The organism is Catenulispora sp. GAS73 (genome assembly GCF_041262085.1).
Taxonomy (GTDB): domain Bacteria; phylum Actinomycetota; class Actinomycetes; order Streptomycetales; family Catenulisporaceae; genus Catenulispora.
Genome location: NZ_JBGCCM010000037.1, coordinates 88395 through 110885, shown reverse-complemented (window position 1 = coordinate 110885; position 22491 = coordinate 88395). Strand labels below are relative to the sequence as shown.

The following is a 22491-nucleotide window of genomic DNA, read 5'->3' as shown; positions in this document are numbered from 1 at the left end:
GATTCACCCCGCGAATCAGGCGTCGGCCGCGGCGGCTTCCTTCTCCGCGACGGCGTCCGGGTGGTGCTCGCCGGCGAATTCGCGGCCCAGCACCTCGTGCGCCGCGCGCAGGTGGTCCAGGCCGGTCTCGCCGTGCTCGGCGGCGTGGCCGTCGAGGGCGTTCAGGATGCGCTCCACGGGCTCGTGGTGGCCTTCCAGGCGCTGCTCGGCGTAGTAGGCGATACCCAGCTTCATGAACAGCTTCGCGCCGTGCCGGTGGGCGCTCCACTCCTCGGCTTCCTCAACCGCGCCCTCGAAGCTCTTCTCGGTGATTTCGAGGCACTTGGCTATGAAACTCATCGGTCTGCGACTCCTCGCGTCGAAACGGCGCCCATCGACACTATCGACGAGGCGTATGCGTGCTCCCCTACACGCCCCTGCCGTGACGGACAGAGTGCGGGTTAGCAGCGTATCGAGCTGAATGATAGCGGCAACTGCGAGAACGGGTTACGGCGATGTGCGTATGCGGGACTAGTACTGCGATAGGGGAAGCACTGTGGGTCCGTCACGCAAGCATCGGGTAATGAACGAGGTGCCATCCGCGCGGCGCTCGACGTGTCCGTGCCCCGAAAGGGGTCATAGCGGCGTTGAGGATCGTCGGCGTTGATAGGCTCCGATCCCATGCGCATCGTCATCGCCCACTGCACCGTCGACTACGCCGGACGGCTTTCCTCGCACCTCCCGGAGGCCAAGCGGCTGCTGATGGTGAAGAACGACGGCAGCGTCTCGATCCACGCCGACGACCGCGCGTACAAGCCGCTCAACTGGATGTCGCCGCCCTGCGTGCTCAAGGAGTCCGAGGGCGACGAGGACGGCCGCATCGTCTGGACGGTCACCAACAAGGCCGGCGAGCGCCTGGTGATCACGTTGCGCGACGTCGAGCTCGACGCCAGTCACGACCTCGGCGTGGACCCCGGCCTGCAGAAGGACGGCGTCGAGGCGCACCTGCAGGAGCTGCTCGCCGAGCAGATCGAGACCCTGGGCAGCGGCTGGACGCTGGTCCGCCGCGAGTACCCGACGGCCATCGGGCCGGTGGACATCATGGCGCGCGACTCCGACGGCGCCCACGTCGCGGTGGAGATCAAGCGGCGCGGCGAGATCGACGGGGTGGAGCAGTTGACGCGGTACCTGGAGCTGCTGAACCGCGACCCGCTGCTGGCGCCGGTGCGCGGGGTGTTCGCGGCGCAGGAGATCAAGCCGCAGGCGCGGGTGCTGGCGGCGGACCGGGGGATCGAGTGCGCGGTGCTGGACTATGAGGTGCTGCGGGGGATGGACGACCCGAGTTCGCGGTTGTTCTGAGGTCTCGGCGCGGTTTCTCGCTTCCCGCCGTCCCAAATTCATCCCAGGCTCTTGGCTGCGGCCGAGCGGGTGAATCAGGATATTGCCCAACGGGAACCAACACGGTGGGAGCGAGAATGCAACTCAGCAGAAGGTCACTGCTCGCGGGGACGGCGGCCGTCGTGGCCGCGCCGGCCACGCTCTGGCTGGCCGAGGGCTCGGCTCAGGCGGCCGCGAGCTATGACGTCGCGGTGTGCGAGCAGTACCGGAACCAGATCCAGATCTACTCATCGTCGACCGGTTGGGGCGCGCCGCACTGGGTATGGTCGCCCGGCGGGGGCGGCTGGTCCAACCTGTCGGACGTGAAGTTCCGCAGCACGGCGAAGTTCGGCGAGGTGGCGCTCGTCGCGGCCTCCGGCGGGAACGTCGGGATCGTGCGCAAGAACGCCTCGGGGACGCAGGGGACCGGCAGCCTGCTGTGGGAGGCGTCGCCGGGGTCCAATCCGCACGCGATCGAGCGGATCCCGAACGTCGGCGCGGTGGTCGCGGCCTCCTCCGGCGGGTACCTGCACGTCTACGGGCCGAGCTCGGTCAACGACCCGAGCACGTTGCAGCTGGTGCAGACCATCGACTTCCCGGGCGCGCACGGGCTCTGGTACGACGACGTGCGTCAGCGGTTCTGGGCCGTCGGGCAAGGAAGAGCGACGTCGTACGCGGTCAGCGGCAGCTATCGGAACACACGGCTGGTCGGCGGGGTCGACGTGTCGATCGGTGCGGGGAATCTGGGGCACAGCCTGGACGCCTCGTACAAGGACAGCGGCATTCTGCTGGTCAGCCACAGCACCGCGGTGATCGCGATCAACAAGACGACGCACGCGGTGAGCACTGTGCACGCCAACCACGCGGTGAAGTCGTTCAGCCAGCACTCCTCGGGGGAGGCGTTCTGGGTGCAGAGCACCGGGAAGACGTATCACGGGGACAGCCGGAACTGGGTGAACCCCGATGTGCAGTTCTTCAACGCCTCGGGCGCGCGGACGTTTACGCGCGGACTGTCTTATGGGGCGGAGTTCTATAAGGCTCGGCTGCACGCGGTCGGCTACCACTGACGGCGACAGGCGGGTCGCGGAAACCGGGAAACACCGACGGCTGGGGGCGCGGCGACGCAGCGCGCGCCCCCAGCCGTCGGCCGGAGTACGTCCACACCACGGCCACACCACCTCTGGGCAGGGAGGGGCGCGAGATGTTGGACATCGGTCGTGTGCTGATGTCGTTTTGAAAGCCCTTCGCCCCGACAGGTTAGAAGACCTCTGGGATGGGCCATGCCTCTAGGTGTATCCCCTACCGGGAGGAGTCCCCTGATATGTCCCTCGATGTTTCCCCGGATTTGCTTGACGCCGCGGAACGCGGCGAGGTGTCGGACGAGCAGTTCGCCGAGTGCGTCCGGGACTCGCTGCCTTACGCGTGGCGGATGGTCAGCGACTTGTCGACGCGCCTGCACGTGGACGGCACCGGCGAGGTCGGCTTCGTCGACAACACCACACCGCCACCGGACGAGCAGGCCCGGGGGCAGCTCCTCCGCGCACTGGCCAGCGACGCCATCCGCGGCTGCCTGGAGCGGCACTTCGGGGTGCGCCTGGCCTTCCAGAACTGCCACCGCGTCGCGGTGTTCCCAGCCGGCACGGACAAGGACTCCGAGGTGTACGGCAGATTCACCTCGGTCCGCGCCCAGCTTCTGAACCAGTCGCCACTCCTGCGCGACTGCTGAGCCGCGGGTCCCCGGAGCTGGTGGGGACGGTTCGGGCGCGGATGAGCCGTACTGATCACGGGCTGGTGCGGGCTCCCGAATCGAGGCCGGAGGACTTGCGAACGGCCGGTGGCGTCCCAGGGGGCAGGGGACGCCACCGGCTTTTCTGTGTCTTGCCGGTACCCGCGAACACGACCACGTGGTTCGTCGTGTCCGACCGGACCATGCGGGGTGTTGGTTCTGGGTCCCTCGCCGCGTCGGCGGGCGAAGCCAACCTGCCCGGTTTGGTGGTGTCCAGCCGGACGAGGCAGCACCACAGCAGGTGTGATGCGGCTTGACGCCACCAAACCGGGCTGGTTCCGTAAGGCGACGACGCGGCGAGGGGCACAGAACCTCGGTGACCACAAGCAGCGACCGCCAGCAGACAACGCGACGCAGGCAACAGCGTAAAGGAAGCCGACCAGTCGCGGACCGGCGCCAAACAGCAGGTCGCTCGGGTCGCCCCCTCGCTGTAGAGCGCCCGCCGGAGGCCTCAAGGTGCCCACCACGCCCGACGATTGCCGCCTACGCCATGCGCAGTGACTCGGACCGGCGCGTGGTTGTGGACACGAAAACCGCCAGCCGCCAGCACACTCGCCCACCGACCCGAACCACCGCGCGATCGTGCCCCCGAAAACCGCCAGCCGCCACCGCAACCCGCGGCACACCACCGAACCGCGCCACCCCGCGAGCCCATCAAACCATCCGCGAAGCCATAAAAATCGCCCGCAAACCGCAGAAACACCGCACCCGAAACCCTCAGCCCCCACGCAGCACCGGCAGCACCGCCTCCCCCAGCGCCCTGATATTCCCCAGCGTATGCTCAGGCCCCCCGCCCTCGACGAACAGCAAGAAGCGCTCGATCCCCGTAGCCTCCCGCGCCTCCAGAATGCGCTCCGCACAGTACGACGCCGGACCGACCGGGTGGATCCTCGTCAGAAACTCGGCATAGTCGTCCGCATCGCGTGCCGGCGGCGTCGTTCCGTCGAACCGCACGTACCCCGCCAGCCCTGGCCGCAGCCATGGCGGCATCGTCTGTCGCAGGAGCCTGACCCCGCCACCGCGCGACTCCGCGACCTGCGCGACGACCGCCGAAGCGTGCGGCGCCGAAGCGTGCGGCGCCGCAGCTCCGTACGCCCGAACCATCGCCGCCTTCTCCGCATCATCGGCATGCATCCCGAGCAGCATGGGTAATCGGCGCCCGGCCGCCATCCCGACCGTCTCAGGGGACGTACACGCCACCAGCATCGGCGGCCGTCCGCGCGGCACCACCGAGACCTCCCGAAAGCGGTGGAACTCCCCGTCGTACGAAACAGTGTCCTGCGAACCCCACGCGCACAGCACGTCCAGCGCCTCGGCGAACGACCGGCGGGACAGCCCCTCCATCCCGGTCCCGAACACCTCCAGGTCCACCCACGGGCCGCCGCGTCCCACGCCGAGCGTGAAGCGGCCGCCGGTGAGCACGTCCAGCATCGCCGCCTGCTCCGCCACCGCGACCGGGTGTGCCGTGCTCAGCACCGTCACGGCGGTGCCGATCCCGATGCTCCGGGTGCGGCCGGCCAGGAGAGCGGCGAAAGTGAGAGCTGAAGGGCAGGTGCCGTAGGGCATGAAGTGGTGCTCGGCCATGAAGACGTCGTCGAAGCCGGCGTCCTCGGCGGCGGTGCCGTAGTTCAGTGCCGTGCGCAGCGTCTGCTCCGGCGAGATGCCCGGAAAGCCCGCTGCCAACAGAAAAACGCCGATGCGCATGGGTACCAGTGTGTAACCCATGTGGGGACTCTCACAGGCAAGAAGGTGCTGTCAGAACGGGGGTGTCGCGTAGATACTGGCCAGTAACCGCAGACTCCATCCCTCTAGTAGCTGCGAGTCACCGAAACTCAAGGAGACGGATACCCATGCCCCGCGAGTTCACCACCATCGGCGTCGTCGGCCTGGGCACGATGGGCGCCGGCATCGCCGAAGTCATGGCCCGCAACGGGATCAAGGTCATCGGGGTCGAGGTCGACGACGCCGGGCTGGCCCGGGGCCGGGGCCACCTGCAGTCCTCCGTGGCGCGCGCGGTCAAGCGCGGGAAGCTGACCGACGCCGAGGCCGCGGAGCTGCAGGACCGCGTCACGTTCAGCACCAGCCTGGACGACCTGGCCGCCGCCGAGCTGGTCGTCGAGGCGGTGCCGGAGGACCTGGCGCTCAAGCGTTCGGTCTTCCAGCGGCTGGACGCCGTCTGTCCGCCGGAGACGGTGCTGGCCACCAACACCTCGGCGCTGTCGGTGACCGAGATCTCGGTGGCGACCGCACGCCCCTCGCGCGTGGTCGGCGTGCACTTCTTCAACCCGGCCACGGTCATGAAGCTGGCCGAGGTGGTGCGCACGGTGGTCACCGACCCCGAGGTGGTCGACGACGTCGAGGCGCTGGTGCGCCGGCTCGGCAAGGACGACGTCACCTGCGGCGACCGGGCCGGCTTCATCGCCAACGCGCTGCTGTTCGGCTACCTGAACCACGCGGTGGCGATGTACGAGCAGAAGTACGCCACCCGCGAGGACATCGACACCGCCATGAAGCTCGGCTGCGGTCTGCCGATGGGCCCGCTGGCGCTCCTGGACCTGATCGGGATCGACACCGCCTACGAGATCCTGGACACGATGTACCGGCAGTCGCGCGACCGGCTGCACGCCCCGGCGCCGATCCTGAAGCAGATGGCGACCGCGGGGCTGCTCGGGCGCAAGACCGGCCGCGGGTTCTACACGTATGAGGGCGCTGACTCGCCGGTGGTGGTCGACGACGAGCAGACCCCGGGCGCCGGCGGCCCGGGCCGGCACGGCGACCAGGTCCGCGAGGTGCGGCGGATCGGCGTCGTCGGCTCCGGCACGATGGCCAACGGCATCGCAGAGGTCTGTGTCAAGGCCGGCTACGAGACCGTGCTGGTCGCCAGGTCCTCGGCCAAGGTGGACGCCGCGCGCGCGGCGATCGCGCGCTCGCTGGAGAAGGCGGTGCAGCGCGGCAAGCTGGCCGAGCCGGACCGGGACGCCGCGCTGGCCCGGCTGCACGGCGCCGTCGACCTGGCCGAGCTCTCCGACTGCGACCTGGTCGTCGAGGCGGTCGTGGAGGACGTCGAGGTCAAGCGCGCGCTGTTCGCCAACTTCGACGAGCTGTGCAAGCCCGGCGCGATCCTGGCCACCACGACCTCCTCGCTGCCGGTCATCGAGTGCGCGATGGCCACGCGGCGCCCGGCCGACGTGGTCGGCGTGCACTTTTTCAACCCGGCGCCGGTGATGAAGCTGGTCGAGGTGGTGCGCACGGTGACGACCGCGGACGACGTGGTCGCCACCGTCCACGCGGTGTGCGAGAAGCTGGGCAAGGTCGCGGTGGACTGCGGCGACCGCGCGGGCTTCATCGTGAACGCGCTGCTGTTCCCGTACCTGAACGACGCCGTGAAGATGCTGGAAGCGCACTACGCGACCGCCGACGACATCGACACCGCGATGAAGCGCGGCTGCGGATACCCGATGGGGCCGTTCGAACTGCTGGACGTCGTGGGCCTGGACGTCTCGCTGGCCATCCAGCGCGTGCTGTACCTGGAGTTCCGCGAGCCCGGGTTCGCCCCGGCGCCGCTGCTGGAACACCTGGTGACCGCGGGATACCTGGGACGCAAGGCAGGGCGCGGGTTCCGGGACTACAGCTCCCGCTGACCCGGTCGGCGCCGAATATCCGGTTGACATGGGACCCGCACGGCCGAGCACGGCGCGCGCTCTGATTACCCTTGTGTCATGAGCCCGCGCCGCCGCCCGCCCCGCCGCTCCGACGTCCCCGACGACGAGCAGGACGGCGCGTCCGCGCGGATGGCCTCGCGGGTCCTGGGCTACGACCGGATCGAGTCCGGGCCCGACGGCCGGGACTGGGCCGTGCGTGGCATCCGGGGACAGGCGGCGCAGAAGGTGTACCGGTGCCCCGGGTGCGACCAGGAGATCCGCGCCGGGGTGCCGCACGTCGTGGCCTGGCCGAAGGACCTCGGCCAGGGCATCCACGACCGGCGGCACTGGCACACGCCCTGCTGGAACGCGCGTTCGCGGCGCCGCGCCAGATAGCGCGGCGCGCGGCGTCGCCGTCCGAGGTAACGCTTCGACAAAGTCAGGGCGCGGACACGCCGTTGTCGTGGCGCGGGGCGCACTGACCCGCGATCATTTCCGCCATGGACCGCACATTCGAGGAACTGATCGCGGAGGCCGACGCGGTCGACGTCAGCGGCTGGGACTTCTCCTGGCTCGACGGCCGCGCCACCGAGGAGCGCCCGCCCTGGGGCTACCAGCGGCAGATGGGTGAGCGCATCGGCCGCGCGCACCTGCACCTGGACATCCAGACCGGCGGCGGCGAGGTGCTGGCCGGGGTGCCGCAGCGCGCGTCCGGCGCCACGGTCGCCACCGAGGGCTGGCCGCCGAACATCGCGGTCGCGCAGGCGAACCTGCGGGCCAAGGGCGTGGTCATCGTCGCCGACGAGGACGAGCCGCCGCTGCCGTTCGCCGACGGCAGCTTCGACCTGGTCACCAGTCGGCACCCGGTGATGGCGCACTGGCGGGAGATCGCCCGCGTGCTGGCCCCCGGCGGCACCTACTTCTCGCAGCACATCGGTCCGGACAGCGGCCACGAGGTCTACGAGTGGTTCCTCGGTCCCAAGCCCACCGGCAAGAGCTTCCGCGAGCCGGCCCTGGCGCGTCAGGAGGTGGCCAAGAACGGGCTCGAACTCGTGAGCCTGCAGGAGGCCGAGCTGAAGATGGAGTTCTTCGACGTCGGCGCGATGGTCTACTTCCTGCGCAAGGTGATCTGGTTCGTTCCGGACTTCACCGTCGAGAAGTACCGCGACGACCTGGTGCGCCTGCACGAGCACATCGAGCGCGAGGGGTCGTTCGTGGGGTACTCGCGGCGGTTCCTGATCGAGGCTCGCAAGCCCGAGGCCTGAGATCCCCTATAGTCCCCGGCATGACCGCACTCACGGGGGCCTCACGAGTCTTCTCCCGGTCGGATCTGATCCTGTTCGGCCTGACCGGGCTCGCGGTTCTGGGCTCGGCACTCGTGACGTCCGGCTCCCTGGCCCCGTTCCTGATCACGGCGGTCGCCGTCACGCTGGTGGCGGCGATGGTCGGACGCGCGGTGGACCACCTGGCCGACCGGCTCGGTGCCGGGGCGGTCGGCGTGCTGCAGGGGGCGCTGGGGAACCTGCCGGAGCTGTTCGTGTCCGTCTTCGCGCTGCGGGCCGGGCTGACCACGGTGGTGAGCTCGGCGATCATCGGCTCGATCATGGCGAACCTGCTGCTGGTCCTGGGGCTCTCGTTCGTGGTGGGCAGCGCGCGGCACGGCGTCCTGCGGTTCTCGATCCAGCGAGCCCGGCTCATCATGGGCCTGATGATCCTGTCTGTGGCCTCGATGCTGATCCCCAGCCTCGCCGCCTACATCCACTCCCCGGCCGCCGGGCACGAGGTCGCGCTGGCGCGGGTCACGGCGGTGGTGCTGCTGGCGGTCTTCGCGCTGTCGATCCCGGTGAGCCTGCGGCGCGATCTGGAGCCGACCGCCGCCGAGGAGGCCGCGGAGGTGAAGCAGGAGATCGACGCGGACAATCCGTGGCCGCTGTGGCTGGCGGTCGGGGTCCTGGTCGTGGCCGCCATGGGCGCCGCCTACGTCTCGGACCAGTTCGTCAATGCCCTGACCCCGGCGATGCACTCCCTGCACATCTCGCAGGCCTTCTCCGGCCTGGTGATCGTGGCGCTGGCCGGCAACGCCGTGGAGAACGCGGTCGGAGTGAAGCTGGCGTGGCAGAACCGCACCGACCACGCGTTGTCGGTGGTGCTGAACAGTCCGCTGCAGATCGCGCTGGTGCTCGCCCCGGCGCTGGTGCTGCTGTCGCCGGTGATCGGCGGTCCGGCGTTCACGCTGGTGTTCAACCCGATGCTGGTCACGACGGTCGGGATCGCGACGGTGGCGGTGCTCTACCTGATCTCGGACGGGGAGTCCGACTGGTTGGAGGGCTCGGCGATGATCGGGCTTTACGTCTTGATCGCGACGGCTTTCTGGTGGGGGTGAGGTGGTCGATCGCCCCACCCCCGGGGGTTGACGATTCTCAGGCGTCGCGCCGCTTCAGCATCCACTCGGCGGCGACCAACAACAGTGCGGTCCACAGCGCGAAGACTCCGTAGCCCTGCCAGGCGGACAGCAGGTCCTTCGGTCCCGGTGCCGACTGGGCGACCAGGTGCCCGGCCTCAGTCGGCAGGTACGCGTGAATGTGCTTGCCCACCGAACCCGGCAGGAGCTGTGCCAGCGGTGCCAGCACCAGCACGAAGCCGATGACGCCGGTGATGGCGCCCGCGGTGTGCCGGATCAGGGCGCCGATCGCCATCGCGAACAGGCCGAGCATCGTCAGGTAGAGGCCGGCTCCGACCAGGGCGCGCAGGACGCCCTTGTCGCCCAGGCTCACCTGGACCTTGCTGTGCAGGATCGGGGCCGCGATGAAGAACGCCCCGAAGGACACGATCTCGGTGACCACGAACGTCACCACGGCGAAGACCACCGACTTGGCCGCGAGCATCGGAGTGCGTCTCGGCACGGCGAGCAGAGAAGCCCGGATCATGCCGGTGGAGTACTCCGAAGTGATCACCATCACGCCCAGGACGCAGATCGCCAGCTGGCCCAGGAAGAAGCCGGAGCCGAGGATGTTACCGGTCGGGTCGCGCAGCCACGAGGCCTTCTGGTCGGGGTCCGCCTTGTCCCAGCTGTTCACCGTCAACGCCGTGATCAGCGCGGCCAGGCCGAGCGCCAGGACCACGAAGGCGAGCAGCGACCACACCGTCGAGCGCACGCTGCGGAACTTCGTCCACTCCATCGCCAGCAGGCGCGGGAACGCGGCGCCCGAGCTGCGGCCCTCGTTCGCGGAGACCGGGCCGGCCGGGCCGGTCGGGCCGGTCGGGCCGCCCGGGGTGGCGGCGCCGGTGGTCGTGGCGGTCATTCGGCGACCTCGCTCTCGGAAGTCTGATCGGTCGCGGCGGCCGGCGGCGTGCCCTGCGCCTGGACCGGGACGCCGTCAGCATGCTGATCCGTTCCGACGTGGTACTCGACAGAGCCGCGCGTCAGCTCCATGAACGCCTCCTCCAGCGAGGCCCGTTGCGGGGTGAGTTCGTGCAGGACGACGCGCGCCGCGGCCGCCTTCTCGCCGATCTCGGCGGCCTCCATGCCGCGGACGATCAGGGCGCCGTCGTCGGCGGTGGCCACCGTGACCGCACCTTCGCCTTCGCCGGAGCCGTCGCTTTGCGCCGGGACGGCGGCCCGCTCCAATTCCTTGGCCAGTTGCGCCGGCTGCGGGGTGCGGACCAGGACCGAGCGCTCGGAGGAGCGCGCGATGAACGCGTCCACCGACTCGTCCGCGATCAGCTGCCCGCGCCCGATCACCACCAGGTGGTCGGCGGTCTGCGCCATCTCGCTCATCAGGTGCGAGGAGACGAAGATGGTCTTGCCCGCGGCGGCCAGCGACTTCATCAGGTTCCTGATCCAGAGCACGCCCTCCGGGTCCAGCCCGTTGACCGGCTCGTCCAGGATCAGCACCTGCGGGTCGCCGAGCAGCGCGGCGGCGATGCCCAGGCGCTGGCCCATGCCCAGCGAGAAGCCCCCGGCCCGCTTGCGTGCCACCTCGGTCAGGCCGACCAGGGCCAGCGCCTCGTCCACGCGCTTGCGCGGCAGGCCCTGGCTCTGCGCCAGGCACCACAGGTGGTTGTAGGCGGAGCGGCCGGTGTGGACGGCGCGCGCCTCCAGCAGTGCTCCCACTTTGCGCAGCGGTTCGCGCAGGTCCGCGTACGGGACCCCGTCGATGGTGGCGGTGCCCGACTGCGGGCGGTCCAAGCCCAGGATCAGTCGCATCGTGGTGGACTTGCCGGCCCCGTTCGGGCCCAGGAAGCCCGTGATGTGGCCCGGTTCCACGGCGAACGTCAAGTGGTCCACGGCGACTTTGTCGCCGTACCGCTTGGACAGGTCGTGCACTTCGATCACGGCGGCCCCCTCAGACAGCACGAGACGGAGCCAGCGTGCCCTGGCTCCGTGTCGAAGCTTACGGAAAAGGTCTGGAGATGCAGCCCCTAAGCGTCCCTGCTGCGCATCACGATCGCGCCACCGATCAACGCGATGGCCGCATAGGCCGCGAACACCCCGAATCCGGCCCAGGGCGAGAGCATGTCGGTCTGTGGCTTGGTCGTGATGATCTGCAGCCCGGCGTTGAACGGGATCCACTTGCCGATGTCGTGCTTCCAGTTGCCCGGCAGGAACTGCACCAGGATGAACAGGATGAACAGCAGGCCGACCCCGGTGGTGATGGCGCCGGCCGTGTGCCGCAGCAGGGCGCCGAGGCCGAACGCCAGCAGGGCGGTGACGGCCATGTACAGGCCGCCGCCGATCACCGCGCGCAGCACGCCGGGGTCGGACAGGCTGACCTGGATGTGGTGCCCGGAGTAGATGGCCGAGGCGATGAAGAACGACGCGAACGAGCAGATCAGCCCGATCACCAGCGCCACGGCCGCGACGATCACGGCCTTGGCCCACAGCAGCGTGCCGCGCCGCGGCTGGCTGGTCAGCGAGGTGCGGATCATGCCGGTGCTGTACTCGGCGGTGATCGCCATCGCGCCGAACACCACGATCACCAGCTGCCCGAAGAACAGGCCGGACATCGAGTTCGCGGTCAGGTCGTCGTCCGGGGAGGGGTGGCTGGAGGAGCCCGCGGCGATCAGCGACCCCAGGCCGATGGTGATGACCGCGGTGATCAGCAGCGTCCAGAAGGTGGAGCGGACGGTGCGGATCTTCGTCCACTCCGAGCGCAGGGCGGTGCCGAACGTGGCCTTCGCCTGCGGGAAGGGGTCGGGGCCGGCGAAGGCCGGCTGCTGGTATTGCTGGTATTGCTGGTTCGGGGCGAAGCCGGGCCCGCCCTGCGGGGCGTACTGGTTCGGCTGGCCGGGCTGACCCGGCTGCCCGGGCACGCCGTACTGGCCACCGAAGTTCGGGTTCTGCGGTACCTGCTGGCCCGGGGCGGCGTATCCGGGATGCTGCGGCTGCCCGATCTGCGAGGGGGTGCTCATCTCAACGGGCTCCGATCATCTGGCCGGGGGCGGCGTACGGGTTCTGCGGTCCGCCCGGTCCGCCCGGTGCGCCGGGTCCGCCGGGCGCACCGGGACCGCCGGGGCCCTGCTGTCCGACGCCGACCGCGCGGTACTCCACGTCGTCCTTGGTCATCTCCATGAAGGCCTCTTCCAGCGAGGCCTGGTGCGGCGCGAGCTCGTGCACCCGGATCTGGTTGTCGTAGGCCAGGTCGCCGATCTGCTGCGGGCTGGCACCGCGCACCGTGATCAGGCCGCTGGCGTCGTTGGTCACCCGCGCGCCGTTGCCCGCGAGCAGCTGCATCAGCTTCATCGGGTCCGGGGTGCGCACCGTGACGGTCTGCTCGGAGTTGCGCTCGATGAACTCCTTCACCGAGCAGTCCGCCTGCAGCTTGCCGCGGCCGATCACGATCAGGTGGTCGGCGGTGTGCTCCATCTCGGACATCAGGTGCGAGGAGACGAAGACCGTCCGGCCCTCGGAGGCCAGCTTGCGCATGAACTCACGGATCCAGCGGATGCCGTCCGGGTCCAGGCCGTTGACCGGCTCGTCGAACATCAGCACCCGGGGGTCGCCGAGCAGGGCGGCGGCGATCCCCAGCCGCTGGCCCATGCCCAGGGAGAAGCCGCCGGAGCGCTTCTTGGCGACCTCGCGCAGCCCGGTCAGCTCCAGCACCTCGTCGACCCGGCGGGCCGGCAGGTGGTTGGACTGCGCCAGGCACAGCAGGTGGTTGTAGGCGGTGCGGCCGCCGTGGATGGCCTTGGCGTCCAGCAACGCGCCGACCTCGCGCATCGGGGCCACGGCCTTGACGTAGGGGCGGCCGTTGACGGTGACCGTGCCGGACGACGGCGCGTCCAGCCCCAGGATCATCCGCATGGTCGTCGACTTTCCGGCGCCGTTCGGACCGAGGAAGCCGGTCACCACCCCCGGACGCACGGTGAACGTCAAGCCGTCTACGGCTTTCTTGTCGCCGTACTGCTTGGTGAGCCCTGTAGCTTCGATCATGCGATAGACCGTATCGGGGTTGAGGTGGGTCCGTCGTCGGCCTTAGGTCTTTCGTTGCCGGGTCCGGTATTAGCCCTTAGTAGGGGGCGGTACCGTGGATCACGATGAGCACCGAGATCCGCGCCACCACGATCCTGCCGGCCGAGCGCAGGCCGGTGACCCTGACCACCGCCGACGGCCTGGAGCTGGTCGGCGAGCTGGCGCTGCCGCCGGGCGGCCGCACGCCGGCCGGGACCCTGGTCACGCTGCACCCGCTGCCGACGCACGGCGGCTTCATGGACAGCCACGTCTACCGCAAGGCCGCCTGGCGGCTTCCGGCGCTGGCGGACCTGGCGGTGCTGCGCTTCAACACCCGCGGCACGGTCTCGCCGGCCGGCCGGAGCCAGGGCGAGTTCGACGAGGCGGTCGGGGAGCGGTTCGACGTGCAGGCCGCGATCGAGTTCGCGGACTTCGAGGACCTGCCGAACCGGTGGCTGGTCGGCTGGTCGTTCGGGACCGATCTGGCGCTGATGTACGGCGACGATCCGACGGTGGACGGCTTGATCCTGCTCTCGCCGCCGCTGCGGTATTCGCGGCCGGAGGATCTGGACCGGTGGGCGGCGTCCGGGAAACCGGTCGTGGTGCTGGTGCCGGAGTTCGACGACTATCTGCGGCCTGATGAGGCTCGTGAGCGGTTCGCGCGCATTCCCCAGGCTGAGGTGATCGGCGTGGACGGCGCGAAGCATCTGTGGGTGGGGGAGAAGTACGTCCAGCGTGTGCACAACGAGATCGTGAAGCGGGTGAATCCGGCGGCGTATCCGCTGGCGACGACGTGGGACGGGGAGTTCGAGACGTTCGCCGAGTAGCGGATATTCGGTTGGCTTGGACGGCCCCGGTCGTGAGTATCGAGGCATGGACGAATCACGCCAACGCCAGGCTGCCGACCGAGGGTCGGGAAGCGCCGATCCGCAGATCATCCAGTGTTACAGCCACGGTCGCGTGGTACAGATGCCGTCGTTGCGTGGCCGCAGCCAGGACCTGCGCGACCGGCTGCTGAAGCACATCGCCTCCCGGGCCTTCGAGCCGGGGCGTGCTTACAACGAGCAGGAAGTCAACGCGGCGCTGATGCCGGTCTTCGACGACTACGTCGCGCTGCGCCGCTACCTCGTCGAGAGCCGGCACCTCATACGGGATCAGGCTGGACGGGAGTATCGGCTTCCGGTCCCGGCGTAGGCGGGGCGCTCGGCGGCGCGGCGTCCGGATCCCGGTCCTGCGCCGGCAGCACGACCTGCCGCACGATCACCAGCAGCCCGGCGGTCAGCGGGATGAACAGCAGCGCGCCGGAGACGCCCAGGATGGTGTAGCCGGCCAGGGCCGCTATCACCGCGACCGCCGGCGGCAGGTCGACGGTCCGGGACATCACGCGCGGGTAGATCAGGTAGTTTTCGAGCTGCTGGTAGAGGACGAAGAAGATCAGGGCCGCGAGCGCCTTGAACGGGGAGTCCAGCAGCAGGATCACGGCGCAGGCGATGAACGCGCCGAAGGTGGCCCCGATGATGGGGATCAGGTCGGTGAGGCCGACGAGCAGCGCCAGCGGCAGCGCGAAGCGCACGCCGATCACGGACATCGTGAGCCAGCTGGCGAGCGTGGCGCAGGTGGAGACGACCAGGGCGCCGGAGACGTAGCCGCCGACCCGGTTCAGGACCCGGTCGGTGAGGTCCGCGGCGCGCTCCCGGCGGGAACGCGGGACGAGCTTGAGCCCGCCGGAGGTCATGGCCGGCAGCGAGCCCAGGAAGTACAGCGTCAGCATCAGGATCGTGAACGCCTTGAAGACGCTGGTGAGCACCGCCTTGCCGAAGCCGAAGGCGCCGCCGGCCAGCGTCTTGGTGGTATCGGCGGTGCTGAACCAGTTCTGCAGCTTCGTGATGATGTGGTACTTCTTGTCCAGCCGCTGGATCGTGGAGTTCTCCTGGAGCTTCTTCAGCCCGTCGGGGACGCCGTTGTGCACCAGCGACGAGGTCTGATCCGCCAGCGGCTTGGCGATGACGAAGATGAAGCCGGCGAACAGGGCCAGCGCGGCGAGGGCGACTATCGTCACGGCCCAGCGCCGGTGGAAGCCCCGGGACGTGAGCATCTCCACGAACGGGTTGAGGCCGGCGGCCAGCACCAGCGCCATGGTGATCATGACGATGATGTCGATGACGTTGGTCAGGGTCTTGCCCAGGTAGTAGGCGCCCAGCACGCCGAACCCGCCGACGAGACCGATCGCGAAGGGCGGGGTCCGCGTCAGGGCCGGCCTGAACGCCGACGCGCCCGACGAGCTTGACGAGCCCGACGCCTCCGACGCGCCCTGCGCGCCTGGCGTGCCTGGCGCACTGCTGGCGGGCTCGGCGGGACCCTCATCGGCGGCGGTCATGGAGCGAGTTTAGATGAGCCGCGCGTCGCGGCGCCGACGGCGGAGCGGGGGCGGCGTGCTGGGGGCTGATGTTCGGCGGGGGTTGGGGCGGTGTTGGGGTTGCGCGGTCCCCGCGCGACTTTTCGAGCGCCGGGCAACTCTCCCGGACATCCGCCGGGTCTGCATGGTCGGAAGGAGGTGCCGATGAGAGTCGAGGACGAAGCAGAGTTCCGCGAGTATGTGACCGGTCGCTGGACCTGGCTGGTGCAGGCCGCGGTGCTGCTCACGGGGGACGCCGGGCACGCCGAGGACCTGGCGCAGACGGCTCTGGTGCGGGTGTTCGCCTCGTGGTCGCGGGTGCGCGGCGCGGAGAACATGGACGCCTACACCATGAGGATCCTGATCAACCAGAACAAGAACCGCTTCCGGAGGCGGCGGGTTGTGGAGGACCTGACGGCTGCGCCGCCCGAGCGCGGGGGCGGCGACGCGACCTCGCGGGTCGATCAGCGGGCCGGGCTGCTGGCCGCGCTGGCGTCGCTCCCCAAGCGGCAGCGGGAAGTCGTGGTGCTGCGGTACTGGGAGGACTACAGCGAAGCGCAGACGGCGCAGATCCTCGGCTGTTCGGTCGGCACCGTGAAGAGCCAGGCCTCGAAGGCGCTGGCGAAGCTGCGGACGCACGCCTCGGTGCTGGCGTCGCGCTGACTCACACCGACCAACCCACCCAACCGGACACCATTCACAGAAGACGGGACACCATGCAGGAAGATTTCGACGGCTCCGCGCTGCGCGAGCTGCTCACCCCCGCGGTCGCCGACCGCGGCCGGACCTCGGCGCCGACCGACGCCATCGTCATCGCCGGACGCCGGCGCGTCGTCGGGCGGCGCAGCGCCGTCGCGGGCGGGGCGCTGGTGATCGTCGCCGCGGTGCCGCTGGCCGCCACGGCGATCGCCGCGGGGCCCGACAAGGCGGCCGTGACGAGCGCGACCGGTAAGACGGGCTCGGGCACTGGTACTGGCACAGGCTCGGGCGGCAAGGGCACCACTCCCGGTGTCGTCGCCCCATCGCGCACCGACGCCAAGACGAAGGCGGAGGCAGAGAACAAGGCCCACGAAAGCGCCCCTCCGGCCAAGACGAACCGGGCCGGCTCCCTGCCGACCCACCCGACGCTCCTCGGATCCGGCGTGATCGAGGGCAAGCACTGGTCGATCTCCGGCGTGGCATCCGGCGGCAACAACGCCCTGACCGCGAACGACCAGTGCCTCAAGCTCATCGTCAGCGAGGACGGCCGGATGCCCGACCCGAGTCTCGGCGACCGCCTGCTCTACTGCCTTCCGGGCTCCGCGCCTGGGAACTACATGCTGGAGGAGATGCAGTACGACATCCAGGGCGGCGCCGGGAACGTGGCCATCGGCACCGTGCGGGCCGACGTCGTGAAGATCGTCGCCCGCGTCGGCGGCGCGGCGCCGCTCACCATCGCCACCGTGCCGGCGCCCGGTGCCCCGGACTCGGCGATCTTCCTCATCCCGGCGTCGGGGATCACCCCGTCCATCGCCTTCGACGAGTACGACGCGCAGGGCGTGAAGATCGGCAGCTGGGACAACTCGGCGCCGAACCCCACGAAGCACTGAGGCGAGCACCGACCTGACACCGGCACGAAAAAGCGCCCCGGACCCACCCAGAGGGTCCGGGGCGCGCTCGTGAGATCAGCGAGAGGAGCTCGGGGGACGAGGTGCGCCAGCCTGTCGCGGCACGCAGACCTCAAGCGAACCGGCTCCGGCAACCTGCTCGGCACCGCCGGGCAAGTCATGCCGACCGCCGCGCCGCTGCCCGATTCAGCCAAGCCTCAGCCGCGAACCAGCGCCGGCGGTCTGCCGGGCCCAGCCGAGCCAGATCTCCCCGCCCCCAACCGCGAACCAGCCCCGCCGATCACTCGGCGGGGCTGCCGGTCGTGCCTCAGCGCTAGCGCTGCGCCGGGATCGAAGCCTCGTCGGCCGCCTCCAGCTCGTCCTCGGCCTCGCCGAGGGCGGCCAGGGCGTTGACGTTCACCGCGCCGCCGGTCAGGGTGGCCAGCATCTCGCGCACGTTGTGGAGCTGCGCGTTGATGCTGTCGCGGCGGTGGGTCAGGGCCGCGAGCTCGCGCTCGGCCTCGCTGCGGATGCGGTCGGTCTTGCTGCGGGCGTCGGCGATGATGTCGTCGGCCTGGCGCTGCGCGGTCTCGATCGTCGAGCGGGCGCGACGCTCGGCGTCGGTGCGCATCTTCTCCGCCTCCAGGCGGAGCTGCTCGGCGCGGTTCTCGATCTCGGCGAGGCGCTTCTCGGCCTTGGCCTGGCGGGCCGCCAGGTCGCGCTCGGACTGCTCGCGGCGCTTGGCCAGCTTGGTCTCGAAGTCGGTCGCGGCCGCCGCGGCCTTGGCGCGGGTCTCCTCGAAGAGCGCCTCGGCCTCCTCGCGCTTGGTCGCCGCGTCCTTGGCGGCGGTGGCGCGGACCTGGTTGGCGTCGTCCTTGGCCTTCTCGACGATCCGCACGGCCTCCTCGTCCGCCTTGGCCTTGCGGTCCTTGGCGTACTGCTCGGCGTCGGTGCGGACCTTCATCGCGGCCTGGTCGGCGAGCTCGCGGTGCGCGTCGGCGGCGCGGCGGGCCTCCTCGCGCAGGTCCTTCGCCTCTTCCTCGGCCAGGCGCAGGATCTTCTCCACGCGCGCGCCGAGACCGGCGTAGCTGGGCTCGCTGTCGGCGAGCTGCGCCTGCACCGTCTGGTTCTCCAGGTGGAGTTCCTCGATGCGCTTCTCCATGGAGGAAGAACGCGAATGCGCCGCGTCCCGCTCGGCGATCAGCTTGGTGATTCGGTCGTTGACCTGGACCGGGTCGTACCCGCGGCGCACTTGCTCGAAGCCGTGCGGCGAATGCATGTCGCTCATGAGATCCCTGTCGCGATTCACTGGCCCGCGTCGGGCCGGGGGTGAGTGAACAATCTACAAGTGGCGGTGAAGGTGTATGTACCGAAGGAGGTGGTGTAGGGGAATCCTGGCACGAAACGCGCCTCGCTTCGACCGGGTGCCGCGTAATCGAACAAACGGACTCGCCAAACCCGCCCTATCGAGTGCACTAGACGATCATGATTCACGGGCCGTGGGCAAGAACCTGCGGCGAGTCATGATGCAGCGGCGGCGTCGGAACGCACACGATGTGTCTCAGTCCTCCGACGGCGGCCCGACGGGGACGGAGACCGATGTCGCCAGCGCGTCCAGCACGCCGTGCACCCGCGACATCTCGGCCTTGATCTCCTGCTTGCGCACTTCGATCTCCTCGACCTCGCGCTTGGCGTCCGCCCGCAACTGCTCGGTCTCTTCCTTCGCCTGCGACACCAGCTGCTCGGCCAGCTCCCGCGCCTCCGCGACCGTCTCAGCAGCCTGCTTCCGCGCCGTCGCGAGTGCCGTCTCGGCCTCGGAGTTCGCCTGCTCCCGGGTCTCCAGCGCCTTCTTGTCGGCGGCTTCCAGCACGCCGTCCGCGGTCCGCCTTATGCGCTCGACGTCCGCCTTGGCCCCCGAGGTGACGCGCTCGGCGTCGTTCTCGGCGGTCGTGGTGACGCGCGCGGCCTCCTCGCGGGCGGCGGCCAGCATCCGGTCGACCTCGTTCTCGCTGTCCGCGCGCACCTTGACGGCCTCCGAGCGCGCCATCGCGACCAGCTTGTCCGCGTCCCGGCCGGAGGCCTCCAGCTTGCGGCCGGCCTCCTCGCGGGCGTCGCTGCGGATCTTGTCGGCGTCCGCCCGCGCCGCCTCGGCGCTCGCCGCCGACTCGTGGTGGATGCGCTCGGACTCCGACTTCGCGGCCTTCACCATGGTGTCCGACTTGGTGCGGGCCTCGGCCAGCGCGGCCTCGGCCTCGGCACGCATCGCGGCGGCGTCCCGGCGCGCCTCGGCCCGGACCTGCACCGCCTCCTCGGCGGCCTCCACCCCGAGCACCGCGGCAGCCGCCTCGGCCTCGCCGCGGATCCGCTCGGCGTCGGCGATCTGCCGGTCCGCGGCGGCCTGCGCCTCTTCCACTATCCCGGCGACCTCGGCGCGCACGGCCGCGGCGTAGCGCGTGCCCTCCTCGCCGATCTTGCGCGCCTCGGCCTGCGCGGCCTCCATGGCCTCGTTCCCGGCGGCCTCGGCGGCCTGCCGGGTCTGCGCGGCGTAGGAGTCGGCCTCGGCACGCGTGACCTCCGCGGCCCGGTCGGAGTCGGCCTTGGTCTTGGCCGCGTACGCCTCGGTCTCGGCGCGCAGCGCGTTCGCGTAGTCGTCGGCGGCGACGCGGACGACCTCGCCGGCGCGCTCCGCGTCGGCCTTCGTCTTCGCCGAGTAGACGTCGGCCGCCGCACGCGTGGTGTGCGAGTACTTCTCCGCCTCGGCCCGCACCTCGTCGGCGGCCCGGTCGGAGTCGGCCTTGGTCTGCGCCGCGTACGCGTCCGCCTCGCCGCGCACCCCGGCCGAGTAGTTCTCGGTCTCGATCCGCAGGTTCTCGGCGGCCTGCTCGGCGTCGGCCTTCGTCTTGGCGGCGTAGGCGTCGGCCTCGCCGCACACCCCGGCAGAGTAGTTCTCGGTCTCGGCGCGCAGGTTTTCGGCGGCCTGCTCGGCGTCAGCCTTGATCTTCGCGGCGTAGGCGTCCGCCTCGGACCGCACGCCCACGGAGTAGTTCTCGGTCTCGATCCGCAGGTTCTCGGCGACCTGCTCGGAGTCCGCCTTCGTCTTCGACGCGTACGCGTCCGCCTCGGCCCGCACGCCGACCGAGTAGTTCTCGGTCTCGACCCGCAGCCTGTCGGCCGCGTGCTCGGCGTCGGCCTTGGTCTTGGCGGCGTAGCCGTCCGCCTCGGCCCGGACCCCGGTCGCGTAGTTGTCCGTGTCGGCCTGGAGCTTCTCCGAGGCGAGCTCGGAGTCCGCCCTCGTCTTGGCCGCGTACGCGTCGGCGTCGCCGCGCATGCCCTCGGAGTACGCGTCCGCGTCGTTCCGGGTCTGCATCGAGTACTGGTCGGCGGCCTGCTGCATCTGCTGCGCGTAGCCGTCGGCGTCCGCGCGGACCTTGCCGGCCTCGGCGTCGGTCGTCGCCCGGATCTGCGCGGCGTAGGTATCAGCGTCCTGCCGCGTCGTCCGCGAGTACTCCTCGGTGTCCGAACGCAGCTTGTCGGTCTCGGCGTTGACCGCGTTGCGGGTGTTGTCGGCGTAGCGGTCCGCCTCGGTCCGGGTCGTGGTCGCGTAGGTGTCCGCCTCGCCGCGGGTGTTCTGCGAGTAGCGGTCCGCCCCGTCGCGGGCCTTGGCCGTCTCGGCCTCGGTCCGGGCCTGCAGCTCGTCGATGCGCGCCTGGGTCTTCTCGCGCAGCCGCTGCATCTCCTCGCGGGCCGCGTTCTGCATCGCCTCGACACCGGCCTCGGTGTCCACGCGCAGCTGCTCGGCGGCCGTGTGCGCGTCCTCGTGCGCCTGCTGCGCCGCCGAGTGCAGCTCGCTGGCCTGCGCGTGCAGCGCCTCGATCTGGCCGCGCAGCGGGGCCACGTCCTCCTCGGCGGCCGCGCGCGTGGCGTCGGCGTCGCTCTGGCCCTTGGCGATCAGTTCCTCGACGGTCCTGGCGACCTGGTCCAGCCGCGTCGCCGCCTGCTCCTCGGCCTCGGCCAGGATCCGTGCGGCGTTGCCGGTGACCTGGTCGGCCTCCGAGCGGGCCTCGGCGCGCATCCGCGCGGCGTCGTTCGCCGCCTCCTGCCGGGCCTGCTGCGCGGCCGCCTCGGACTCGGCCCGCAGGTGCTGCGCCGCTGCCTCCGCCTCGCCCCGCACCCGCAGCGCCTCGGCGTTGGACTCGGCGCGCATCCGCTCGGCCTGCCCGCCGGCCTCCATCAGCATCCGCGAGGCCTCGGCGCGCGCGGCGTTCACCGACGCGTCGGCCTCGGTCTTGGCGGTGGCCCGGATCTGCTGGGCGTGCTCCTGGGCCTGCGCGGCCTGGCTTCCGGCCGCGTTCAGCACCCGCTCGGCCTCGGCCTGGGCCGCCTCGCGAGTCTTCTCGGCCTCGGCGCGCGCCGCGGTCCGCATGTTCTCGGTCTCCATGCGGACGTGCTCGATGGCCTGCGCGGTCTCCATCGCTATCCGGTCGCGGCCGGCCTCGACCTCGCCGCGGGCGGCCTCGATGATCCGGCCGCGGTGCGCCTCGGTGTCCGAGCGGACCTTCTCGGCCCACGCGGCCATCTCGTTGACCTGAGCCTCGGCCTGCTGCCGCTTCTCGGTGAGCTCGCGGTCCAGCGACTGCCGGCGGTTGCCGACCTCGGTGTGCCACTCGGCTTCCAGCTCCGCGGAGCGGTGCGCGGCCTCCTCCAGCAGGCGCGCGGTCTTCGCGCGGGACTCGCGCAGCTCGCGCTCGGCGGCGGCGCGGACCTGGTCGGCCTGGATCTGGGCGTTGCGGAGCATCTGCTCCACCTGCCCGGAGATGTTGTCGAAGCGGGGCTGGGCGGCCAGTCGGCGCTGCTCGTGGAGCTTGGAGCGCAGGACCTCGATCTGGTAGCGCAGGTCCTCGGTGTCGGTGACGGCCTCGTCGCGGGCCGTGCGGAGCTTGTCGAGCTCCTTCTCCATCTCCGAGAACGTGGCCTCGACGTCGTGCTTGTCGTAGCCGCCGGGTTCGTCCTCGTAGGACTCGTACGACTCGCCGTAGGGCGCGCGTGATCGCGGCGGGTAACCGCCGGATTGCGCGGAGTTCGCGCCGCGGCGCGCGTGGGATCCGCGATCGCCGGCACGATCGCCGTAGCGATCGGTGCTGCGTTCGTCGAGCCGCCCTGGTCCCATGACAGTGAATCGTGTCAGATTTCCGGCCGGATGACACCTAGTCGGGCCGGGGAATGAATAGAGGCTTCGGATGTTACCAGGCCGATCTCGCAGGCCATCTCAAGTCGGA

Annotated in this window: 20 protein-coding genes; 11 read left to right on the top strand and 9 right to left on the bottom strand. The window is 70.5% G+C overall.

The genetic code is table 11. The annotated features are described in order from the left end of the window. Positions 1-15: 15 nt before the first annotated feature. Positions 16-339 (bottom strand): hypothetical protein, encoded by a 324-nt coding sequence (locus ABH935_RS40595; protein ID WP_370383298.1) that lies wholly within the window; start codon positions 337-339, stop codon positions 16-18. 321 nt (positions 340-660) lie between these two features. On the opposite strand from ABH935_RS40595, the gene nucS reads away from it, so the two are divergent. The 3 genes from nucS (at position 661) to ABH935_RS40580 (ending at position 3082) form a co-directional block, all read left to right on the top strand. Next, positions 661-1338 carry an endonuclease NucS gene (gene nucS / locus ABH935_RS40590; protein ID WP_370383297.1) on the top strand — a complete coding sequence of 226 codons (678 nt, stop codon included), beginning with the start codon at positions 661-663 and terminating at the stop codon, positions 1336-1338. 116 nt (positions 1339-1454) lie between these two features. Continuing rightward, positions 1455-2423, top strand: coding sequence for a hypothetical protein (locus ABH935_RS40585; RefSeq protein ID WP_370383296.1), 969 nt, complete (start codon positions 1455-1457; stop codon positions 2421-2423). Positions 2424-2677: 254 nt separating this feature from the next. After that, complete coding sequence (locus tag ABH935_RS40580) at positions 2678-3082, top strand: SCO5389 family protein (protein WP_370383295.1); 405 nt, start codon at positions 2678-2680, stop codon at positions 3080-3082. A gap of 777 nt (positions 3083-3859) precedes the next feature. On the opposite strand, the gene ABH935_RS40575 is transcribed toward ABH935_RS40580, so the two are convergent. Next, positions 3860-4846 (bottom strand): LLM class flavin-dependent oxidoreductase, encoded by a 987-nt coding sequence (locus ABH935_RS40575; RefSeq protein ID WP_370383294.1) that lies wholly within the window; start codon positions 4844-4846, stop codon positions 3860-3862. Between the two features lie 146 nt (positions 4847-4992). On the opposite strand from ABH935_RS40575, the gene ABH935_RS40570 reads away from it, so the two are divergent. The 4 genes from ABH935_RS40570 to cax all read left to right on the top strand — a co-directional run bounded on the left by ABH935_RS40570 (position 4993) and on the right by cax (position 9166). Then, the gene (locus tag ABH935_RS40570; RefSeq protein WP_370383293.1) at positions 4993-6783 is read left to right on the top strand and encodes a 3-hydroxyacyl-CoA dehydrogenase family protein; all 1791 of its coding nucleotides are present in this window, start codon (positions 4993-4995) and stop codon (positions 6781-6783) included. 78 nt (positions 6784-6861) lie between these two features. Beyond that, positions 6862-7179 (top strand): hypothetical protein, encoded by a 318-nt coding sequence (locus ABH935_RS40565; protein ID WP_370383292.1) that lies wholly within the window; start codon positions 6862-6864, stop codon positions 7177-7179. A gap of 104 nt (positions 7180-7283) precedes the next feature. Continuing rightward, positions 7284-8048: a class I SAM-dependent methyltransferase gene (locus ABH935_RS40560; RefSeq protein WP_370383291.1), complete on the top strand. Its 765-nt coding sequence runs from the start codon at positions 7284-7286 to the stop codon at positions 8046-8048. Between the two features lie 20 nt (positions 8049-8068). Further along, positions 8069-9166, top strand: coding sequence for a calcium/proton exchanger (gene cax / locus ABH935_RS40555; RefSeq protein ID WP_370383290.1), 1098 nt, complete (start codon positions 8069-8071; stop codon positions 9164-9166). A 37-nt stretch (positions 9167-9203) separates the two neighbouring features. Here cax and ABH935_RS40550 read toward each other — a convergent pair whose 3' ends face one another. The 4 genes from ABH935_RS40550 to ABH935_RS40535 all read right to left on the bottom strand — a co-directional run bounded on the left by ABH935_RS40550 (position 9204) and on the right by ABH935_RS40535 (position 13216). Next, positions 9204-10085, bottom strand: coding sequence for an ABC transporter permease (locus tag ABH935_RS40550; protein WP_370383289.1), 882 nt, complete (start codon positions 10083-10085; stop codon positions 9204-9206). Further along, positions 10082-11119: an ABC transporter ATP-binding protein gene (locus ABH935_RS40545; RefSeq protein WP_370383288.1), complete on the bottom strand. Its 1038-nt coding sequence runs from the start codon at positions 11117-11119 to the stop codon at positions 10082-10084. Before ABH935_RS40545 ends, ABH935_RS40550 begins: the two co-directional genes overlap by 4 nt. 86 nt (positions 11120-11205) lie before the next feature. After that, positions 11206-12195 (bottom strand): ABC transporter permease subunit, encoded by a 990-nt coding sequence (locus tag ABH935_RS40540; protein ID WP_370383287.1) that lies wholly within the window; start codon positions 12193-12195, stop codon positions 11206-11208. Position 12196: 1 nt separating this feature from the next. Beyond that, a complete protein-coding gene (locus ABH935_RS40535) occupies positions 12197-13216 on the bottom strand; it encodes an ABC transporter ATP-binding protein (RefSeq protein WP_370383286.1) in 1020 nt (339 codons plus the stop codon). A 104-nt stretch (positions 13217-13320) separates the two neighbouring features. On the opposite strand from ABH935_RS40535, the gene ABH935_RS40530 reads away from it, so the two are divergent. Then, a complete protein-coding gene (locus tag ABH935_RS40530; RefSeq protein ID WP_370383285.1) occupies positions 13321-14061 on the top strand; it encodes an alpha/beta hydrolase in 741 nt (246 codons plus the stop codon). A 46-nt stretch (positions 14062-14107) separates the two neighbouring features. After that, complete coding sequence (locus tag ABH935_RS40525) at positions 14108-14428, top strand: DUF2087 domain-containing protein (protein ID WP_370383284.1); 321 nt, start codon at positions 14108-14110, stop codon at positions 14426-14428. Here the strand turns inward: ABH935_RS40525 and ABH935_RS40520 are convergent. After that, positions 14379-15611 (bottom strand): AI-2E family transporter, encoded by a 1233-nt coding sequence (locus ABH935_RS40520; RefSeq protein WP_370383283.1) that lies wholly within the window; start codon positions 15609-15611, stop codon positions 14379-14381. The genes ABH935_RS40525 and ABH935_RS40520 overlap by 50 nt on opposite strands. Positions 15612-15794: 183 nt before the next feature. Between ABH935_RS40520 and ABH935_RS40515 the strand changes: the two genes are divergently transcribed. Together ABH935_RS40515 and ABH935_RS40510 are read left to right on the top strand one after the other, a co-directional pair. Continuing rightward, positions 15795-16292, top strand: a complete 498-nt coding sequence (locus ABH935_RS40515; protein ID WP_370383282.1) for a SigE family RNA polymerase sigma factor — start codon at positions 15795-15797, stop codon at positions 16290-16292. Between the two features lie 53 nt (positions 16293-16345). Then, on the top strand, positions 16346-17218 hold the full coding sequence (locus tag ABH935_RS40510) for a hypothetical protein (protein ID WP_370383281.1): 873 nt from the start codon (positions 16346-16348) through the stop codon (positions 17216-17218). A 331-nt stretch (positions 17219-17549) separates the two neighbouring features. On the opposite strand, the gene ABH935_RS40505 is transcribed toward ABH935_RS40510, so the two are convergent. Then, complete coding sequence (locus tag ABH935_RS40505; protein ID WP_370351802.1) at positions 17550-18503, bottom strand: cellulose-binding protein; 954 nt, start codon at positions 18501-18503, stop codon at positions 17550-17552. 273 nt (positions 18504-18776) lie between these two features. Further along, on the bottom strand, positions 18777-22382 hold the full coding sequence (locus ABH935_RS40500; protein ID WP_370383280.1) for a hypothetical protein: 3606 nt from the start codon (positions 22380-22382) through the stop codon (positions 18777-18779). Positions 22383-22491 lie beyond the last annotated feature (109 nt).

What these genes read in the sequence shown, in the direction of transcription:
- ABH935_RS40500 (WP_370383280.1), bottom strand. Translation starts at nt 22,382, where the DNA reads ATGGGACCAGGGCGGCTCGACGAACGCAGCACCGATCGCTACGGCGAT.
- ABH935_RS40515 (WP_370383282.1), top strand. Translation starts at nt 15,795, where the DNA reads ATGAGAGTCGAGGACGAAGCAGAGTTCCGCGAGTATGTGACCGGTCGC.
- ABH935_RS40510 (WP_370383281.1), top strand. Translation starts at nt 16,346, where the DNA reads ATGCAGGAAGATTTCGACGGCTCCGCGCTGCGCGAGCTGCTCACCCCC.
- ABH935_RS40565 (WP_370383292.1), top strand. Translation starts at nt 6,862, where the DNA reads ATGAGCCCGCGCCGCCGCCCGCCCCGCCGCTCCGACGTCCCCGACGAC.
- ABH935_RS40530 (WP_370383285.1), top strand. Translation starts at nt 13,321, where the DNA reads ATGAGCACCGAGATCCGCGCCACCACGATCCTGCCGGCCGAGCGCAGG.
- ABH935_RS40595 (WP_370383298.1), bottom strand. Translation starts at nt 339, where the DNA reads ATGAGTTTCATAGCCAAGTGCCTCGAAATCACCGAGAAGAGCTTCGAG.
- cax (WP_370383290.1), top strand. Translation starts at nt 8,069, where the DNA reads ATGACCGCACTCACGGGGGCCTCACGAGTCTTCTCCCGGTCGGATCTG.
- ABH935_RS40580 (WP_370383295.1), top strand. Translation starts at nt 2,678, where the DNA reads ATGTCCCTCGATGTTTCCCCGGATTTGCTTGACGCCGCGGAACGCGGC.
- ABH935_RS40520 (WP_370383283.1), bottom strand. Translation starts at nt 15,611, where the DNA reads ATGACCGCCGCCGATGAGGGTCCCGCCGAGCCCGCCAGCAGTGCGCCA.
- ABH935_RS40535 (WP_370383286.1), bottom strand. Translation starts at nt 13,216, where the DNA reads ATGATCGAAGCTACAGGGCTCACCAAGCAGTACGGCGACAAGAAAGCC.
- ABH935_RS40505 (WP_370351802.1), bottom strand. Translation starts at nt 18,503, where the DNA reads ATGAGCGACATGCATTCGCCGCACGGCTTCGAGCAAGTGCGCCGCGGG.
- ABH935_RS40525 (WP_370383284.1), top strand. Translation starts at nt 14,108, where the DNA reads ATGGACGAATCACGCCAACGCCAGGCTGCCGACCGAGGGTCGGGAAGC.
- ABH935_RS40540 (WP_370383287.1), bottom strand. Translation starts at nt 12,195, where the DNA reads ATGAGCACCCCCTCGCAGATCGGGCAGCCGCAGCATCCCGGATACGCC.
- nucS (WP_370383297.1), top strand. Translation starts at nt 661, where the DNA reads ATGCGCATCGTCATCGCCCACTGCACCGTCGACTACGCCGGACGGCTT.
- ABH935_RS40585 (WP_370383296.1), top strand. Translation starts at nt 1,455, where the DNA reads ATGCAACTCAGCAGAAGGTCACTGCTCGCGGGGACGGCGGCCGTCGTG.
- ABH935_RS40570 (WP_370383293.1), top strand. Translation starts at nt 4,993, where the DNA reads ATGCCCCGCGAGTTCACCACCATCGGCGTCGTCGGCCTGGGCACGATG.
- ABH935_RS40575 (WP_370383294.1), bottom strand. Translation starts at nt 4,846, where the DNA reads ATGCGCATCGGCGTTTTTCTGTTGGCAGCGGGCTTTCCGGGCATCTCG.
- ABH935_RS40550 (WP_370383289.1), bottom strand. Translation starts at nt 10,085, where the DNA reads ATGACCGCCACGACCACCGGCGCCGCCACCCCGGGCGGCCCGACCGGC.
- ABH935_RS40560 (WP_370383291.1), top strand. Translation starts at nt 7,284, where the DNA reads ATGGACCGCACATTCGAGGAACTGATCGCGGAGGCCGACGCGGTCGAC.